General features: G+C 71.7%; 15 protein-coding genes. 7 read left to right on the top strand and 8 right to left on the bottom strand.

The features are described from left to right. Positions 1-381: 381 nt before the first annotated feature. From ACZ6KY_RS06955 to ACZ6KY_RS06945, 3 genes are all read left to right on the top strand, one after another. The gene (locus ACZ6KY_RS06955) at positions 382-1,107 is read left to right on the top strand and encodes a TetR/AcrR family transcriptional regulator (protein WP_469309263.1); all 726 of its coding nucleotides are present in this window, start codon (positions 382-384) and stop codon (positions 1,105-1,107) included. Between the two features lie 10 nt (positions 1,108-1,117). Then, a complete protein-coding gene (locus ACZ6KY_RS06950; protein ID WP_469309262.1) occupies positions 1,118-1,438 on the top strand; it encodes a hypothetical protein in 321 nt (106 codons plus the stop codon). A 109-nt stretch (positions 1,439-1,547) separates the two neighbouring features. Beyond that, positions 1,548-2,705 carry a C40 family peptidase gene (locus ACZ6KY_RS06945; RefSeq protein WP_469309261.1) on the top strand — a complete coding sequence of 386 codons (1,158 nt, stop codon included), beginning with the start codon at positions 1,548-1,550 and terminating at the stop codon, positions 2,703-2,705. Here the strand turns inward: ACZ6KY_RS06945 and ACZ6KY_RS06940 are convergent. From ACZ6KY_RS06940 to ACZ6KY_RS06920, 5 genes are read right to left on the bottom strand one after another with little or no spacing between them, the layout of a single operon-like run. After that, complete coding sequence (locus tag ACZ6KY_RS06940; protein ID WP_469309260.1) at positions 2,669-3,931, bottom strand: styrene monooxygenase/indole monooxygenase family protein; 1,263 nt, start codon at positions 3,929-3,931, stop codon at positions 2,669-2,671. The genes ACZ6KY_RS06945 and ACZ6KY_RS06940 overlap by 37 nt on opposite strands. A 31-nt stretch (positions 3,932-3,962) precedes the next feature. Continuing rightward, positions 3,963-4,601 (bottom strand): GTP-binding protein, encoded by a 639-nt coding sequence (locus ACZ6KY_RS06935; RefSeq protein ID WP_469309259.1) that lies wholly within the window; start codon positions 4,599-4,601, stop codon positions 3,963-3,965. Further along, the gene (locus ACZ6KY_RS06930) at positions 4,582-4,992 is read right to left on the bottom strand and encodes a DUF742 domain-containing protein (protein WP_469309258.1); all 411 of its coding nucleotides are present in this window, start codon (positions 4,990-4,992) and stop codon (positions 4,582-4,584) included. The genes ACZ6KY_RS06935 and ACZ6KY_RS06930 overlap by 20 nt, the downstream gene beginning before the upstream one ends. After that, entirely contained in the window at positions 4,992-5,492 is a 501-nt protein-coding gene (locus tag ACZ6KY_RS06925) for a roadblock/LC7 domain-containing protein (protein WP_467755751.1), read from the bottom strand. Before ACZ6KY_RS06925 ends, ACZ6KY_RS06930 begins: the two co-directional genes overlap by 1 nt. Beyond that, the gene (locus ACZ6KY_RS06920) at positions 5,489-8,794 is read right to left on the bottom strand and encodes a sensor histidine kinase (protein WP_469309257.1); all 3,306 of its coding nucleotides are present in this window, start codon (positions 8,792-8,794) and stop codon (positions 5,489-5,491) included. Before ACZ6KY_RS06920 ends, ACZ6KY_RS06925 begins: the two co-directional genes overlap by 4 nt. 368 nt (positions 8,795-9,162) lie before the next feature. Here ACZ6KY_RS06920 and ACZ6KY_RS06915 point away from each other — a divergent pair, with 368 nt between their 5' ends. Continuing rightward, on the top strand, positions 9,163-9,951 hold the full coding sequence (locus ACZ6KY_RS06915) for a protein phosphatase 2C domain-containing protein (RefSeq protein ID WP_469309256.1): 789 nt from the start codon (positions 9,163-9,165) through the stop codon (positions 9,949-9,951). Positions 9,952-9,978: 27 nt separating this feature from the next. Here ACZ6KY_RS06915 and ACZ6KY_RS06910 read toward each other — a convergent pair whose 3' ends face one another. Next, positions 9,979-10,497, bottom strand: coding sequence for a MarR family winged helix-turn-helix transcriptional regulator (locus ACZ6KY_RS06910; protein ID WP_469309255.1), 519 nt, complete (start codon positions 10,495-10,497; stop codon positions 9,979-9,981). Positions 10,498-10,805: 308 nt separating this feature from the next. Here ACZ6KY_RS06910 and ACZ6KY_RS06905 point away from each other — a divergent pair, with 308 nt between their 5' ends. Further along, entirely contained in the window at positions 10,806-11,624 is an 819-nt protein-coding gene (locus ACZ6KY_RS06905) for a lysozyme (protein WP_469309254.1), read from the top strand. 164 nt (positions 11,625-11,788) lie between these two features. On the opposite strand, the gene lon is transcribed toward ACZ6KY_RS06905, so the two are convergent. Beyond that, entirely contained in the window at positions 11,789-14,203 is a 2,415-nt protein-coding gene (gene lon, locus ACZ6KY_RS06900; RefSeq protein WP_469309253.1) for an endopeptidase La, read from the bottom strand. Between the two features lie 317 nt (positions 14,204-14,520). On the opposite strand from lon, the gene ACZ6KY_RS06895 reads away from it, so the two are divergent. Continuing rightward, entirely contained in the window at positions 14,521-14,799 is a 279-nt protein-coding gene (locus ACZ6KY_RS06895) for a hypothetical protein (RefSeq protein WP_469309252.1), read from the top strand. Positions 14,800-15,240: 441 nt separating this feature from the next. Here the strand turns inward: ACZ6KY_RS06895 and ACZ6KY_RS06890 are convergent, their stop codons facing one another. Next, positions 15,241-15,969 (bottom strand): rhomboid-like protein, encoded by a 729-nt coding sequence (locus tag ACZ6KY_RS06890; RefSeq protein ID WP_469309251.1) that lies wholly within the window; start codon positions 15,967-15,969, stop codon positions 15,241-15,243. Between the two features lie 596 nt (positions 15,970-16,565). On the opposite strand from ACZ6KY_RS06890, the gene ACZ6KY_RS06885 reads away from it, so the two are divergent. After that, on the top strand, positions 16,566-17,243 hold the full coding sequence (locus tag ACZ6KY_RS06885) for a spermine/spermidine synthase domain-containing protein (RefSeq protein ID WP_469309250.1): 678 nt from the start codon (positions 16,566-16,568) through the stop codon (positions 17,241-17,243). Positions 17,244-17,348: the final 105 nt, after the last annotated feature.

Here is a 17,348-nt window from a genome sequence, read left to right as displayed (position 1 = left end):
TCCGGACTGCTCCGTGCCGCTCCGGACTCGGCTGAGGTTTCGGGGCGGGGTCCGGTCGGCCGGGGTGCGCCCAGGGCCCGTAAGGGGCGGGGCCGCGCCGGTACATCCGCCCGTATCCGAACGGATCCGGCCGGCGTTCCAAGTGGGCGCGTCCTGCGATCCGTCCGGATACGGGCATTCGATGTACCGGCACGTCCCCTCGCGTTGTCCGGCGGCTGCCGCTGTGTGGGGGCTTGCGTGCCGGGCGGGTCCTCCGGCGGCGGTCGCCGTGCTCCCGCCGGGTGGGGGCTCGCGTGCCGGGGGCGCCCTTCCTCGTCCGCCGGCGTGCTCCCACTGTGGTTGTACGGGGAGGTGTGCGGGTGGGCGGTTACGCTGCCCGGCATGACCTCGCAGGCTTCCACCCCCGCTTACCGTCGGCTCAGTGTCGAGGAGCGGCGCAGGCAGCTGCTCGAAGCCGCGCTGTCGCTGTTCGCCCAGCGGGTGCCCGAGGAGGTCTCGCTGGACGATGTGGCGGAGGCGGCCGGGGTGTCGCGGCCGCTCGTGTACCGGTACTTCCCGGGCGGCAAGCAGCAGTTGTACGAGGCTGCCCTGCGGTCCGCCGCCGAGGAGCTGGAGCACTGCTTCGCGGAGCCTCCGGAGGGGCCGCTCACCGAGCGGCTCTCCCGGGCCCTCGACCGGTATCTCGCGTTCGTGGACCAGCACGACGCCGGCTTCAGCGCGCTGTTGCAGGGCGGGAGCGTCATCGAGACCTCGCGGACCACGGCCATAGTGGACGGGGTGCGCCGGGCGGCGGCGGAGCACATTCTCGACCATCTGGCGGTGAAGGATCCGGGGCCCCGGCTGCGGATGACCGTACGGATGTGGATCACGGCCGTGGAGGCCGCCTCGCTGATCTGGCTCGACGAGGACAAGGATCCGCCGCTGGACGAGCTGCGGGACTGGCTCGTCGAGCAGTTCGTGGCGGCGCTCGTGGCGAGCGCGGGCAGTGATCCGCAGACCGCGGCGGTGGTCCGGGCCTCGCTCGCCATGGAGCGTCCCGACGGCATCGCGGGGGCGCTGGTCCGCCGGGTGCTGCCCGTTGTCGAGGATGCGGCCCACCTGCTGTGACACTGGTCCGGTGAAGAGCGAAGACACCCCCTTTGTCGGCGGCCCGCTGGACGGGCGCGTCATGCCCGTGCTGCTCGGGATCACCGGCCATCCGCCGAAGACCTACCGGATTCCGGTGCCCGACCCGGCCGGCGGCAAGCCCACCGTGCTGGTCTACCGGCGCGTCCAGGCGGCCACCAGCAAGCGGCTCGGGCTCCACAAGGGGTGGAAGTACGAGTACGACCCCGAGGGCGACGCGTCGGGGCGCCGGTTCACGTTGCCCTGGTCCCCGGGTACGCACAAGGGCCGGGGCAGCGGCGGCGCCACGCCGGACGGCAACGCCGACGAGTGACCTTCTTGGGCCGAAGCGGTCACCCGGCGCGCGCGAGAGACGCCTCGGGCCGATCCTGCCGGTGCGAGACGGGTGGTCGACCGACCACCCCGGTACCGGAGGTGATGACGTGTCAGGAAGGCTTCTGCGTCTGCTGTGTACGGGAGCGGTGGCGGCCGGGGCGCTGCTCTCGCCCACACCCGCCGCGGCCGCCCCGGAGCCCGGCCAGGGTTCCGGGGACGACGCCCAGCGGTCCGTGGCCTCGTTGCTGACGGATCTTCAGCGGGTCTACCGGGACGCCGAACGCGCCACCGAGACGTACAACGGCACCGCCGAGAAGCTGAAGAAGCAGCGCGCGGAGGTCGCCAGGCTCGACGCCGGCCTCGCCAGGGCCCGCCTCTCGCTGGAGGACAGTCGCGGGGCCGCGGGACGGCTGGCCCGGCAGCAGTACCAGAGCAGCGACGACCTCTCCACGTACGTGAAGCTCCTGCTCGCCCGGGATCCGCAGCACGCCCTCGACCAGGGGCACCTGATCGGACAGTTGTCGCTGGAGCGGGCCGAGACGGTACGGCGGGTCGCGGGCGGCGAGAAGCACACCGATGTGCTCGCGCGCGCGGCCCGCAAGGCACTGGACGGTCAGCTCTCGCTCGCCGAACGGCAGAAGAAGGACCGGGACGCGGTGCGCGAGCGGCTCGACGACGTCCAGCGGTTGCTCGCCTCGCTGTCCGCCGAGCAGATCGCCGAACTGGACAGGTTCGAGAAGTCGGGGACGGCCACGGCGCAGAAGAAGGTCATGGCCTCCGGCGCGCTCAGCAGCGTGCGGCCGCCGTCGCAGGAGGGCGAGGAGGCGTTGAGCTACGCCGTCGGGCAGATCGGGAAGCCGTACGAGTGGGGCGCGGAGGGTCCGGCGGCCTACGACTGCTCGGGGCTGACGTCACAGGCCTGGCAGCGGGCCGGCCGTCCCATCCCCCGCACCAGCCAGGAGCAGTGGGCCCAGCTCCCGAGAATCCCGCTGAGCAAGCTGCGTCCCGGCGATCTGGTGATCTACTTCCCCGAGGCCACGCACGTCGCCATCTACCTGGGCGACGGGATGGTCGTGCAGGCGCCGCGGCCCGGGGCGAAGATCAAGGTGTCCCCCATCGCGGCGAACCCGCTCCTCGGCGCGGTGCGCCCGGATCCGGACGGGGAGCCCCTGCGGCGCTACACGCCACCGAAGCTCCCCGAGCACGCCACCGAAGGAACCGACGAGGGCTACGCCTCCGTCGCACCGGTGACCGACGCCAGATAGGCGGCCGTCTTCTCCGGCTCGAAGAAGAAGCTCTCGAAGTCGGCCGGGTTGTTGAAGCCGTTGGCGAACCGGTCGGCCACGGGCGGGAGTTGGCCCGCCGCTCCGATCAGGTTGAGCACGTGCTCCGGCGGGACGCCCAGCATCGCGTTGGTCCACTTGGTGACGTGCTGCGCGGTGTCCCAGTAGCGGTCGAACGTCGCCTGCATCCACTCCTCGTCGAAGGGCTTGTCGCCCTGCTCGACGATCGAGGCGAGGTAGGCGGCGGCGCACTTGGAGGCCGAGTTGGAGCCCTGTCCGGTGATCGGGTCGTTGGCCACGACGACGTCGGCGACGCCGAGGACCAGCCCGCCGCCGGGGAGGCGGCCGATCGGGTTGCGGACGGTGGGGGCGTACCGCCCGGACAACGTGCCGCCCGCGTCGGTCAGTTCGACGTTGGTGGCGCGCGCGTACTCCCAGGGCGTGAACCGCTCCATGAGTTCCAGGGTGAGGGAGAGGTGCTCGGCGGGATCCTTGACGCCGTTGAAGACGTCGAGCGGGCCGCCGGGAATGCCCTCCCAGAAGAGGATGTCGGCGCGACCCGAGGTGGTGAGGGTCGGCATGATGAACAGCTCGCCGACGCCGGGGACCAGGTTGCAGCGGACCGCGTCGTAGTCCGGGTGCTCCGGGCGCGGGCCCAGACCGTGGACGTACGACACGGCGAGGGCGCGCTGCGGCTCGGTGTACGGGGAACGGGCGGCGTCACGGCCGAACATCGAGACGAGTTCGCCCTTGCCCGCCGAGACGAGGACCAGGTCGTACGCGCGGGAGAAGTAGTCGAGGTCGGAGACCGCCGCGCCGTGGATGACCAGTTGGCCGCCGCGCTGCGCGAACGTCTCCATCCAGCCCGCCATCTTGACCCGCTGGTCCACCGACTGCGCGTACCCGTCGAGCTTGCCGACCCAGTCGATGACGCGCTGCGAGGGACCCGGGTCGAAGGAGCCGGGGGCCGCGACCGAGACGCCGAGCCCTTCGATCTTCGGCGCCTGGGACTCCCAGAAGTTCAGCTGGAGATCGCGCTCGTGCTGGAGCGCCGTGTCGAACATGCACTGCGTCGACATGACCCGGCCGGAACGGATCTCGTCCGCCGTCCGGTTCGACATCAGGGTGACCTCGTACCCCTGCGACTGGAGTCCGAGGGCGAGCTGGAGTCCGGCCTGGCCGGCTCCGACGACGAGTATCTTCCGCATGCGGGTTGCTTCTCCTAGGACTGAGGCGTCCCTATTCGGGGCTGACTTCGAGCGCGTGGCCGACGAGGGCGAGCAGGGTCTCGACGACCGAGATCCGGCGGCGCGCGTCCATGATCATGACAGGTATATGCGCGGGAACCGTGAGGGCCTCGCGCACATCGTCCGGCTCGAACGCGTCGCTGCCGTCGAAGTGGTTGACGGCGACGACGTACGGCAGTCCGCAGCTCTCGAAGTAGTCGAGCGCCGGGAAGCAGTCCGAGAGGCGGCGGGTGTCGGCGAGGACCACCGCGCCGATCGCGCCGCGCACCAGGTCGTCCCACATGAACCAGAACCGCTGCTGGCCCGGCGTACCGAAGAGGTAGAGCACCAGGTCGTCGTCGAGCGTGATGCGGCCGAAGTCCATGGCGACGGTGGTGGTCAGCTTGTCCGGCGTACCCGTGAGGTCGTCGGTTTCCTCGCTGGCCTGGGTCATCAGCGCCTCCGTCTGGAGAGGCGTGATCTCCGAGACGGCCGTGACGAGGGTGGTCTTGCCGGCGCCGAAGCCGCCCGCCACCACGATCTTCGTGGCGATCGGCGCGCGCGTGCGGTCCGTCTGCCAGGCCTGCAGATTCTCCTCTTCGTCGAGGAGGGGGGCGACGCCAGGTTCGGCGTCAGAGACGACGGAGTCCACTCAACACCCTTTCCAGCAGAGCGCGGTCCGGCTGTCCCGGGCCGTGACCTGTTCCGTACACGCGGATCTTTCCCTGGTCCGCCAGGTCGCTCAAGAGCACTCGGACCACTCCGAGCGGCATCCTGAGGAGGGCGGCGATCTCGGCCACCGTACGCATCCGGCGGCAGAGTTCGACGATCGCCCGCATCTCGGGCATGACCCGGGTGGTGAGCGAGCCGTTGGTCAGCTCCTTGCGCGCCTCCGGGGCCTCCAGCGCGGCCACGAAGGTCTCCACCAGCAGGACGTGGCCGAAGCGCGTACGTCCGCCGGTGAGCGAGTAGGGGCGTACGCGGGCGGGCTTGCGGTCGCCGCCGCGGACCGGGAGCTTCTGGACGCCGTTCGCTACGGTCATCAGGCGCTCCCGAGAGCGTCGGCCTCGAGGGATTTTCGGAGCTCGATGCGCAGCTCGGGGGTCAGGACGTGTCCTGCCCGGCCGACGAAGAGCGCCATGTGGTACGCCACCACGCTCATGTCGCAGTCCGGGGAGCCGTGCACTCCGAGCAGCGAACCGTCGCTGATCGCCATGACGAAGAGGCTGCCCTCGTCCATCGCGACCATGGTCTGCTTGACGCCGCCGCCGTCCATCAGCTTCGCGGCGCCGATGGTGAGGCTGCCGATGCCGGAGACGATGGTGGCGAGGTCGGCCGCGGAGCCCTTGGGGCCGGTCGGCTTGGTGCTGTCGGCCGTCCTCGCCTCGGCGTTGCGGCCGGGGTCGGAGGAGAGCAGCAGCAGCCCGTCGGAGGAGACGACCGCGACCGACAGGAGGCCGGGCACCTCCTCGACGAGATTGGTCAGCAGCCAGTGCAGGTTACGAGCTTCACTGCTCAGGCCGAAGGTACTGGTCGCGGTCAACTGCTTGCCTCCTCGGCTGTGCCCCCCGATGCTTCTACGTCCTGTGCGTCGATCTGGTGCGCGCTGGGCGCGGGTCCTGCGGGCGCGTGTGCGGGTACCGACGCGGTCTGTCCTTCGGGCGTGGGGGTCTCCGCCGTCCGGTCGGCGATCTCCGCCTCCACGTCGCGACGGCCCTCGACCGCTCCCCGGTGGAATCCGCCGAGCCTGCGGCGCAGGGCCTCGGCGTCCACACCGCCCACGCGCGGCCGCGGGGCGGCGGCGGGGGCGGAGATCTTCGGCGTCCGCTTGGGCAGACCCTTGTCGGTGAGCCGGGGGTGCTCATCGGGGGCCCGCTCGTGGCTGTCGGGGCCGATGGCGTAAGGGTCGGCGACCGGGGTGACCGGACCTGCGGGCACGCCGGTGGCCTGACCTGCGGGCGCCTCGGTGGCCTGACCCGCGGGCAGGTCCCCCGTCGGAGCGGGCCCCGTGGCCGGTGCGCCGGTGCGTGAAGCGGCCTCGGTGACACCGGGGGCCGTCCCGAGCGTACGGGGAGCCGTCCCCACCGTGTGGGGGGCCGTCCCGTCGGCGCGGGGGGTTGTCTCGTCTGCGGGAAGGATCGTCCCGTCTGCGCCGGGAGTTGACACCCCGTCGAGGCCGGGAGCCGGCTCGGCGAGGGATCCGGGCGCCTCGGGGGAAACCGGGGCGGGCTCGACGGACCCGAAGGCGGGAGCCGACTCAGGGGACCCGAAGGTGGGTGCGGTGATCGTTCGCGGGGAGCCTGACGGCGCCTCGGCGAAGTCCGGTGCGGGGGATCCCTGGGCGGCGGCCGCCGGTGCGGGGGCCGCCAGTTCGAAGTCGCCTGACGCGGGGGCTTCCGGTCCGGGGGTGTCCGGAGTGAGCTCCGGGAGCAGCAGCTCCATCGTCGTCTCGGACGGGAGTTCCGGTTCCGGCCCGCGGGGGGCCGGGATGACCGGGGTCTGCGCGGCCGGCTCGGGCGCGGGGACCGGCGCCTGCTCGGGCGCCGTTTCCAGCTCGGGAGCGGCTTCTCGTACGGCCGCCTTGGCCGCCGCGATCAGCGGGTCCTCGTCGTCGGCCAAGGCGGATGCCGGGGACCTGCGGATCGAACGGCCGCGCAGGACATTGGAGTTGGCCTCGGCGTCGGCGCCGGGCAGGGCCACCGCGGGGGCTCCGCCGACGTGCCGGGTGGCGGCGGGGACGGTGGACGAGGGCGCGGCGGCGAGCAGTGCCTTCGGGAGGACGACCACGGCGGCCACCCCGCCCTGCTTCTGCTCGCGCAGCTTCACCCGTACACCGTGCCGGTGGGCGAGCCGGGCCACCACGTACAGGCCGAGCCCGAGTCCCTCGCCGCTCTCCTGGTCGTACGTGTCCTCCGGGTCGAACTCGGAGAGGCGGACGTTGAGATGGCGCATCCGCTCGTCGGTCATGCCGATGCCCTCGTCCTGCACGGAGAGCATCACGTCGCCGCTCTCCAGCAGCCAGCCGGAGACCTCGACGGGCACGTCGGGCGGCGAGAACGAGGTGGCGTTCTCCAGGAGTTCGGCCACCAGGTGGCTGATGTCGTCGGCGGCGAACCCGGCGATGTGCGCGTGCGGGGGCAGCGCGGCGATCCGCACCCGCTCGTACCGCTCGATCTCGCTGACCGAGGCCCGTACGACGTCGACGAGCGGGACCGGGCCCGCGTGGTGCTGGACGTGCTCGGCGCCCGCGAGGACGAGGAGGTTCTCGCTGTGCCGCCGCATGACGGTGGCGAAGTGGTCGAGCTTGAAGAGGGTGGAGAGGCGGTCCGGGTCCTGCTCGCGCTCCTCCAGGCCCTCGATGACGCCGAGCTGGCGCTCGACGAGGCCGAGGGTGCGCAGCGCGAGGTTGACGAAGGTGCTGTGGATCGTGCCGCGCACCTGCTCCAAGTGGGCCACGGATTCGGCGAGTTCGCCGCGCAGCTGGTCGCGCTCGTCGGCCATCAGCTGGCGCTGGCCGATGAGGTGCTTGCGGTCGCCTTCGAGGGGGGCGATCCGCTCGTGCAGCGCGGCGGCGTGCGCGTGCAGCGCGTTGACGGAGCGGACGACCTGGGCGAACTCGTCGTTGCGGCCGGTGAACTTGACCGGCTCCTGGGAACCCGGGTCGGCGGCGAGCCGGGCCGAGCCGAGGCGCAGGACGGCGAGCGGCCGGGTCAGGGTGCGGGCCATGGCCATGGTGACGCCGGCCGCGACGAGCATCAGTACGCCGAGGAGCGTGACGCGGATCTCCAGCGCGTTGACGTCGTCGTCCCGCAGCTGTTCGAGGTCCTTGGTGCGGTGGTCGTTGAGGGAGGACTCCACGCCGCGCATCAGGTCGATCCGGGCCGACAGGGCCGCGTCCAGTTTCTTGACGCTGGTGCCGAGCGCGGAGTCGGAGAGTTTCGGCTGGCCCGTGAGGTTCACCAGGTACCGGTCGGCGGAGCCGACGTCGGGGCCGGTGACCGTGGAGTCGTAGGACGCCACGGCCTTCTTGGGCGCGGTCTCGCGGAAGTCGGCGACGGCCGCGTCGGAGCGGACGCGGGCCTGCTGGGCGGCGGCGCTCAGCGCGTCGCGCTGTTTGGTGTCGGCGTCCGACGACGTGCTCGTGGTGGTCATCAGACCGGTGACCGGGTTGTAGACGGTCTGGGTGGTGCGCGGGATGCCGAGGGCCGCCAGGAGCAGTCCGCGGGCGGCGGCGGACTGCTGGACGGCGGTGTCCAGCTCGGCGAGGGAGTGCGCGCCGGAGCCCGCGCGCGGCGGCATCCGGTCGGCCAGGTCCTCGGCGAGGGCGTGGAGTTCGACGATGGCGTCGGAGTACGCCTGGTGCGCTTCGAGAGCCGTGCTCTTCCCGGTGAGCGCCGCTCTGCGGAGGGCCCCGATGCCGTCGAGGTCCTTGAGCAGGGCGGCGGGGGTGTCCGCGTCCGCGCGCAGCTCGTCGACCTGCCGGTCGACCAGGGCGCTGCGCTGCTCGGAGGGCGCCTTGGCCTTGGGCCTGCCCCCGGCGACGTACGAGGTGACGTCGTCGCGCTCGTCGGCCAGCGAGTGCGCGAGGGTCAGCGCCTGCTGGGTGCGCTGGGCGAGCGTCACCAGGTTCTGGGAGTCGTTCAGTTGTTGCGAGGCGGACAGCACCGTGGGCGCGCCGGCTCCGGCGATGGCGGCCGCGACGACCGCCACGGCCACGATCAGCCGGTTGCGTACGTGGGCGGTCCTGCCCCGGCCTGTGGAGTCGGTGGCGTCGCCGACGGCGCCACCCTCTGTGGAGTTGGAGGCCGTCTTCTTGCCTGTGCGCCTCGGCCGCGTCTTCTGCACCGGTGCTCGCATTCCTGACTCGTGTACCCATCTGGGGCCCGGGTGACGTCCCGTCAATCGCGGCGTCCGCCCGGTACGGCTCCCGACCCTCCCAGTGCCGGTGGGCAGTGGTCCCGCATCATCTGACCCGCCACCCGAAGGAGTGAACATCGGAGGGGAGTTGGCGGGCAAGTCCCGGACCGCTCGCGACGGGCCCCCGCGCCGCGCCGGTTGGACGTCCGGGACGTGCTTTGGCAGTATTCGCCGCCACGCGTTGCCGGAGTCGATCATTCCATGCCAAACCTGGCGCCTGAGCTGCCGGGCCGCGTGCCGGGCGTTCCTCGCCGACCTTCCGGGGCCCTTGTGAAGGGCTCGTGCAGACTGGCGGAATGCGCACTGAACTCGTGTCGGAGCCCGGAGACCCGGACCGCCCCAATGAGGACTTCGCATCGGTCGGACTTCCCGCTTCAGGACAGGGCGGTTCACTGGTCGCGCTCGACGGGGTGACACCCCCTCGGGGCGACTACGGCTGTTTGCATTCGGTCTCCTGGTTCTCCACGCGGCTCGGCGGGGCACTGACCGAACTGTCTGTTTCGCGGGGGGATTCACCCCTGTCCGAGGTCCTGTCGCAGGCGATTCGCCGTGTCGCCGGCACACACGCCGCCACCTGTGACCTTTCTCACCCGCGCACTCCCCAGGCAACCGTGGTCCTCGCGCGGTGGTCAGCGTCGGAGGTCGAGTACCTGGTCCTCTCGGACTCGGCCCTGCTGGTGGAATCGCCCTCCGGCGAGGTCACCGCCCTGCTGGACGACCGTCTCTCCCGCGTCCCCCGCGCCGCCCTCAGCACGGACGCCGTCGCGGACGCCACCGTCCGCAACAGGGAGGGCGGCTTCTTCACGGCGGCCGCGGATCCCTCGGTGGCCTCGCGCGCGGTGACGGGCACACTCCCGCGCTCCGCCGTCCGCGCCCTGACGGCTCTCACGGACGGCGCCACCCGCTGGGTGGAGAGGTTCCACGCGGGCGACTGGGCCGACCTGTTCGCCCTCGTACGCGAGGAGGGCTCCGCCTCGCTCGTCGAACGCGTACGGGCACTGGAGCGCGCGGACGCGCTGGAGCGGTCGCGTCCCCGGCGGGGCAAGACGCACGACGACGCGACGGTGGTGTTCGTGGAGCTTTGAACAGGCGGGGGCGGTCGCGGGCCGGGCCTACTTCTCCATGCCGCGGTTCAGTTGGTGCAGCAGCCGGGCGAGTTCCGCGACCTCGTCCTGGTCCCAGTGGGCGAGTTGGCGGACGTAGCGGGCGCGGCGGGCCTCTCGGACGCTGCTGACGCGGCCCCGGCCCTCCTCGGTGAGGTGGACGAGCCAGGCACGGCCGTCGGCGGGGTCGGGTTCGCGCGCGACCAGGCCCAACTCCTCCAGGGCGCGCAGCTGCCGGGACATGGTGGCCTTGCCGACGCCGACGTAGGCCGCGAGTTCCGTGGCGCGCTGGCGCCCGCACTCCTCCAGACGGACGAGGAGTCCGTACGCGGCGGACTCCAGGTCCGGATGGACCTCGCGGGCCATCTCCCCCTGGCTGGCGCGGGCGCGGCGCAGGAACACGGTCAACTCGCGTTCCAGGGAGAGGAACTCGCGCTCCGCGCCGCCGTGCGCCGCGGGCCGGTCCACACCATTTCCCGACACGCCGGATTCGACCGGACGTCTGCCGTCGTTTCCGCCCTCGTGCACGTCAGCACCCCTGACCCGGTTTCCCGATCCTGAAAGTTTCTGCCAGAACTCGCCGTTGCCGCAGCTCCGACAGTATTTCGCAGGCGTAGACCAACGGCAGCCTCCGGCCCCTCTTCCACGTCGTCGTCTACGTGCGTAGCTTCTTTATCAGACACTTATTTCCTGGCATGCGCACGCCACCCCAGGTCAAGGACGACCTGATCCCCCCCATGGCACGCGTGCCCGCGCTTTCCCCCCACCGAGCTCCACCGAGCTCCACCGAGCTCTTCCGGGCTCCCGGAGCTCCTTCGCCCTTCGGAGGCACGCACATGCCCGTGCACGGATCCGGAACGGCCCACCGCCTGCGAGCGCTCGCGGTAGGAACCCTGCTCGCCGCCTTCTCCCTCCTCTCCGCCCTCCCCTCCTCCGCCGCCGACACCCCCGCCCGGGGCTCCGCCCGGATGGGCATGGGGGTCATCGCCCACGACGGCCAGGACGGCACGCCGTCCACCGGTGACGCCACCCAGACCGAAGGCGTGGACGTCTCCGGCTACCAGGGCAACGTCGCCTGGTCGACGCTGTGGAGCAGCGGGGTCAGGTGGGCCTACACCAAGGCGACCGAGGGGACGTACTACACGAACCCGTACTTCGCCCAGCAGTACAACGGCGCGTACAACATCGGGATGATCCGCGGCTCGTACCACTTCGCGACCCCGGACACCACGACCGGTGCCACCCAGGCCAACTACTTCGTCGACCACGGCGGCGGCTGGTCGGGCGACGGCAAGACGCTGCCCGGCACCCTCGACATCGAGTGGAACCCGTACGGCGCCGCCTGCTACGGCAAGACACAGAGCGCGATGGTCAGCTGGATCAGCAGCTTCCTCACCCAGTACAGGGCCCGTACCGGCCGTGACGCGGTGATCTACACGGCCGCCAGCTGGTGGACCCAGTGCACCGGCGACTACAGCGGCTTCGCCTCCGCCAGCCCGCTGTGGATCGCGCGCTACGCCTCCGATCCCGGGACGCTCCCGGCGGGCTGGGGGTACTACACGATCTGGCAGTACACGTCGTCCGGGACGACGGTCGGGGACCACGACAAGTTCAACGGCGCCCTGGACCGCGTCCAGGCGCTCGCCACCGGCTGACGTCCGGCACACCTCGCTGCCGTACGGCGGTGTCGTACGCCGGTGATGTGCCCAACCGCCTTACGGCCAGAGGTGTTCGGCCATGACGTACGGCGGCGGCTGAGGTACGGCGAAGGCCCGGGCCTCCCTCACGGGACCCGGGCCTTCCCTTCCGGCAACCTCCGTCACGCGGCTACCGGAACCTCCGGCACGGCGCCGTTCGTCGCAGGCGCCAGTGCCAGCTCCAGGACCTGGCGGACGTCCGTGACGGCGTGGACGTCGAGCTTCTCCAGGACCTCGGCCGGGACATCGTCCAGATCGGCCTCGTTGCGCTTCGGGATGATCACGGTCGTGACACCCGCCCGGTGCGCGGCGAGCAGCTTCTGCTTCACGCCGCCGATCGGCAGCACCCGGCCGGTCAGCGAGACCTCACCGGTCATGGCCACGTCCGTACGGACCAGCCGGCCGGACAGCAGCGACGCCAGGGCGGTCGTCATCGTGACGCCCGCGCTCGGGCCGTCCTTGGGGACGGCGCCCGCCGGGAAGTGGATGTGCACACCCCGGTCCTTCAGGTCGCCGACGGGCAGTTCGAGCTCCGCGCCGTGCGAGCGCAGGAAGGAGAGCGCGATCTGCGCCGACTCCTTCATCACGTCGCCCAGTTGACCGGTGAGGGTCAGACCGGCGGCACCCGTCTCCGGGTCGGCCAGCGACGCCTCGACATAGAGGACGTCACCGCCCGCGCCCGTGACGGCCAGACCCGTGGCGACACCGGGCACCGCCGTGCGGCGCTCGGCCGGGTCCTGGGCGGACTCGGGCACGTGGTGCGGGCGCCCGATGAGGTCACGCAGGTCGGTGTCGTTCACCGTGAACGGCAGCTCCCTGCGGCCCAGTTCGTGCTGGGCCGCGACCTTGCGCAGCAGCCGGGCGATGCCCCGCTCCAGGTTCCGTACGCCCGCTTCCCGCGTGTACTCCCCGGCGAGCCTGCGCAGCGCGCTCTCGTCGAGGACGACCTCGTCCTTCTCCAGTCCCGCCCGCTCCAGTTGGCGCGGCAGCAGGTGGTCCCGGGCGATGACGACCTTCTCGTCCTCGGTGTAGCCGTCGAGGCGGACCAGCTCCATGCGGTCGAGCAGGGCCTCCGGGATGGCTTCGAGGACGTTGGCCGTGGCCAGGAACACCACGTCGGAGAGGTCGAGTTCGACCTCCAGGTAGTGGTCGCGGAAGGTGTGGTTCTGCGCCGGGTCGAGGACTTCGAGCAGCGCCGCCGCCGGGTCGCCCCGGTAGTCGGAACCGACCTTGTCGATCTCGTCGAGCAGGACCACCGGGTTCATCGACCCGGCCTCCTTGATGGCGCGGACGATCCGGCCGGGCAGCGCGCCGACGTACGTACGGCGGTGTCCGCGGATCTCGGCCTCGTCCCGTACGCCGCCGAGGGCGACGCGGACGAACTTGCGGCCCATGGCGTGCGCGACGGACTCGCCGAGCGAGGTCTTGCCGACGCCGGGCGGGCCGACGAGCGCGAGCACGGCACCACCGCGGCGACCGCCGACGACCCCGAGACCGCGCTCGGCACGCCGCTTGCGCACGGCGAGGTACTCGGTGATGCGCTCCTTCACGTCCTCCAGACCGGCGTGCTCGGCGTCGAGCACGGACTGGGCGCCCCCGATGTCGTACGCGTCCTCGGTCCGCTCGTTCCACGGCAGCTCCAGGACGGTGTCGAGCCAGGTCCGGATCCAGCTGCCCTCGGGCGACTGGTCACTGGACCGCTCCAGCTTCTCGACTTCCTTGAGGGCGGCCTCGCGGACTCTCTCGGGAAGGTCGGCGGCCTCGACGCGGGCACGGTAGTCGTCGGACTCGTCCTCGCCGTCCTCGCCCTTGAGGTCGCGCAGCTCCTTGCGTACGGCTTCGAGCTGGCGGCGCAGCAGGAACTCGCGCTGCTGCTTGTCGACGCCCTCCTGGACGTCCTTGGCGATGGACTCGGCGACATCCTGCTCGGCGAGGTGCTCGCGGAGCTGTTCGGTGGCGAGCTTCAGCCGGGCCACCGGGTCGGCGGTCTCCAGCAGCTCGACCTTCTGTTCGACGGAGAGGAACGGTGAGTAACCGGAATTGTCGGCAAGGGCGGAGACATCGTCGATCTGCTGCACCCGGTCGACGACCTGCCAGGCGGCGCGCTTGCGCAGCCAGCTGGTGGCCAGCGCCTTGTATTCCTTCACCAGGTCGGTGACCCGGCCGGGCAGCGGGTCGGGCACGGTCTCCTCGACCCGGGTGCCCTCGACCCAGAGTGCGGCACCGGGACCCGTGGTCCCCGCGCCGACCTTCACGCGCCCTCGCCCTCGGATGAGCGCGCCCGGGTCGCCGTCGGCCAGCCGGCCGACCTGTTCGACCGTGCCGAGCACTCCGGTGCTCGCGTAGGTCCCGTCGATGCGTGGCACCAGGAGTACCTGAGGCTTGCCGGGCGTTGAACGGGCGGCGGCCTGAGCGGCCTCCACCGCGGCACGGACATCGGTGTCGTTCAGATCCAGCGGAACCACCATTCCGGGCAGCACGACCTCGTCGTCGAGCGGCAGCACGGGCAGGGTGAGTGATGCGGACGTCGAAGCCATGATCGCCCCTTCGGCAGTCAAGTTGAGCTATGTCGACTCAATGCGCGGGGACCCCGCAATGTTCCCCGGGGGCTGTTCGCTGTGAGCGATCACTTCTGGTCTCCCGGCGCTGTACGGATCGCCGCTGGTCAGCCGCCGTACGCGGGACCGAGTCCCGCCGGGCGGGCTGTCGTCGCCGGAGCATCCGGCTCGGCCGCGGATCACCACCGCCTGCCACCAGGCCGCCCGGCCGCCCTGGCCGCGACTCGGGCGGGGATGGGCTTCTTGAGGCGTTGCTCGGGATGCGGGGTGGCCACCTGCCGTTGGATGGTGGAGTCATGAACCATCACCACTCCCAGCCCACGCTCGACATCGACCGCCGGCTCGTCACGACCGGTGCCGTGCTCACCGCGGCCGGCGCCTTGGTGGCATTCAGCGGCATGGCCATCGCGGCCGTCGCCGTGTTCTCCGCGGGCCGGCGCATGATCCGCGCCATGGATGTGCCTCCGGCCCAGCAGGCCGCCATGAAGTGGCGGCAGGCCAAGGAGGCGTCCCTGGCGGGCGTACAGGCCTGGCAGTCCGCGTCCGACGCCCAGAACGGGACGCTCACCCGCTGAGGGCCGTCCCGCACCGGAGATCCGTCGGCGGTCGTCGGGCGGCGTCGACACGGGGCTTCGCCCGTCGGCCGGGCGCGCTACCGTCGCCGTCGCCGTCGCCGTCGCCGTCGCCGTCGCCGTCGCCGGAAGGGTTCCACCGGCGCCGGTGGAATCGACTTCGGACTTCTGGCGCAGGGCGCTGTCCTCACGCCCCCGAAAGGGCCCGGGGACCGGCCGCGCGGTGGCCCGCACCGGTGTGGGAGCACCCGCGCGAGCACACCAGGTGCGGTCGGGTCACGCACGGCGTTCCCGGGCCAAGGGGGGTCGCCGTCCCCCAACGGCTCAACGGGTCCCCTCTTATCCGCTCCCATCCGCGGGAAACGGGTTCCCTCCCGTCCGCGGGAGAAGGCAGGCGGCACACCTGCGCCCATCGGAGCGGATCCCGAGCGGGAAGGCCACGCCTCAGGACCGCGCGGCCGGCCCGGGGAATCGGTGCCGGTGCCGCCCGCGTACGAGTGGCCAGGTCGCGACGCCGATCGCCAGCGCGATCAGGTGTCCCCCGTCCGTCACGGGGTCGGCGAGGAGGATCAGGTCCTGGGTGAGGACCGAGCCGAAGCCGATCAGGAGCGGCCAGCGCAGCCAGGGAGAAAGGAGTCCCGCGAGTGAGCCGACGCTCGCGGCGACGCCGAAGCTGATGCCGTAGTCGAGCCGGTGCAGTGAGCCGACGGGCAGGACGCCCGCCAGCACCGCCGCTCCGACCGGCAGCTCGGTGGCCAGCGTGGCCACCACATGCCCGAGCAGGAAGACACCGGCCGCGAGCGCCGTGCCCGTACGGCGCTCCAGCGCGGTCAGCACGAGCAGGAAGCCGGCCGCGTACGGCGAGGTGATCCCGCCGACGATCCACAGCGCGCTCGCGATCAGTACGAGCACGGGATGCCGGGCGAGGTGCGCGAAGTCCGTACTGGACGCCTGGTGCAGGGCGTGGACGAACGCGGGGTGCGTGTGGCCGGCGAGGTAGGAGGTGGCGGCGAGGACAACGCCGTACCCGAAGGTGAAGGGCGTACCCAGCGGGGTGGGCAGAAGCCGCCGGACAGGGAGCCCGCCGAGCCGGCCGGGGAGGGTACGAGCGGCGGAGCCGGAGTCAGGGTCGGAGTCGGCCGCGAGGGCCTGTACGGCTGCCGGGCCGGGCACGGGCGTACCCGACGGCCCGGGCAGGCCCGGCGCCCCAGGCAAGGGCGTGGCCGTGGGCATGGCTGCTGATGTGATCGTGGACCTGGCCGCTGATGTGGCCGTAAGCGTGGCCCCCGGGGCCGGTGGCGGTGTGGCGGGGGCGCGCTGTTGGGGCATCCCGGGGAGGGGGTTCAGGGGAGGTGTGGCCGGCGCCGGCCCTGTGGGCGCTTCGCCTCGGCCGGTGGGCGCATCGGCTCGCGGGGTGGTGCTCAGGTCCACGGTGCGGCGCTCCTTCCGTCGCGTCCCACCCTTCGCGTCCCCCGTATCGCTGTCTATGACCGGCGCCACGTACAGCAACGATTCTCAGCAACTCCTCAAGAAACAAGGAAGGGACCCAGAGGTCGCGCCTCCCCTTGAGATCCCCGGCCCGCCACCGCGTCAACCTCGCACGGTCCTCCGTCACCCCGGAATCGCGGAACCCTCCTGATCACGCCCCGCACGGGCCGCCCCGCACAGCCCCGCGCCACGCGGCGTCCGGCCCGCGCGCCGGGACCGCGGAGGCTCGGCTCCTCATAATTCCGGCCCCCCCGTACCGGTGAACTGCCAGGATGGCGGCCATGACCGCCTCGTACGACACGCCAGTTGTCATCGACCGCCGTCAGGGCCCGTACGGCGAGGTCGTGCTGCGGCGGCACGGCGCTCTGCTGCAGATCATCGCCAACGGGTGCTTTCTGATGGACACGTCCGACGGGCGTTCCGAGCGGCTGCTCGTGGACGCGGCCCGCGACGCCCTCGACGGGCGCCCGGAGCCGAGTGTGCTGATCGGCGGGCTCGGCGTCGGGTTCTCGCTCGCGCACGCCGCCGCGGACGACCGCTGGGGGCGCATCACGGTTGTCGAGCGCGAACGGGCGGTCATCGAGTGGCACCGGGACGGACCCCTCGCCGGACTCTCGGTCCAGGCGCTCGCCGACCCGCGCACGGACATCGTCGAAGCCGATCTCGTCGACTACGTCAATGAGATCTCCGACACGTTCGACGCGCTGTGTCTCGACATCGACAACGGACCCGGCTGGACGGTCACCGAGGGCAACGCGGGACTGTACGGGAAGGCCGGACTGGCAAGCTGCGCAAGGGCGTTGAGGCCGGGCGGCGTGCTCGCCGTATGGTCGGCCCAGCCGTCTCCGGAATTTGAAGAATCCTTGCGGAATGCCGGATTCCATCGGGTTCGTACCGAAGAGATCCCCGTTGCCCGGGGCGTTCCCGACCTCGTGTACCTCGCGGTAAGGCCTGGATAGCCGAGGCACGGCGACTGCCCGTACCCTGCTTGCCTGACGCAGATCATTCAAGCGTCAAGCGCAGTCATGGGATCACCCCACGGATTCCGGAAAGCACACTTCAGG

The organism is Streptomyces sp. NPDC042002 (assembly GCF_055588305.1).
The sequence above is the reverse complement of the archived record's forward strand: the minus strand, read 5'-3'. Positions and strand labels throughout refer to the sequence as shown.

Bases quoted from the DNA above. Each gene is read 5' to 3' on its own strand.
- ACZ6KY_RS06955 (WP_469309263.1), top strand. From the start codon at position 382: ATGACCTCGCAGGCTTCCACCCCCGCTTACCGTCGGCTCAGTGTCGAG.
- ACZ6KY_RS06940 (WP_469309260.1), bottom strand. From the start codon at position 3,931: ATGCGGAAGATACTCGTCGTCGGAGCCGGCCAGGCCGGACTCCAGCTC.
- ACZ6KY_RS06930 (WP_469309258.1), bottom strand. From the start codon at position 4,992: ATGACCGTAGCGAACGGCGTCCAGAAGCTCCCGGTCCGCGGCGGCGAC.
- ACZ6KY_RS06915 (WP_469309256.1), top strand. From the start codon at position 9,163: ATGCGCACTGAACTCGTGTCGGAGCCCGGAGACCCGGACCGCCCCAAT.
- ACZ6KY_RS06905 (WP_469309254.1), top strand. From the start codon at position 10,806: ATGCCCGTGCACGGATCCGGAACGGCCCACCGCCTGCGAGCGCTCGCG.
- lon (WP_469309253.1), bottom strand. From the start codon at position 14,203: ATGGCTTCGACGTCCGCATCACTCACCCTGCCCGTGCTGCCGCTCGAC.
- ACZ6KY_RS06895 (WP_469309252.1), top strand. From the start codon at position 14,521: ATGAACCATCACCACTCCCAGCCCACGCTCGACATCGACCGCCGGCTC.
- ACZ6KY_RS06885 (WP_469309250.1), top strand. From the start codon at position 16,566: ATGACCGCCTCGTACGACACGCCAGTTGTCATCGACCGCCGTCAGGGC.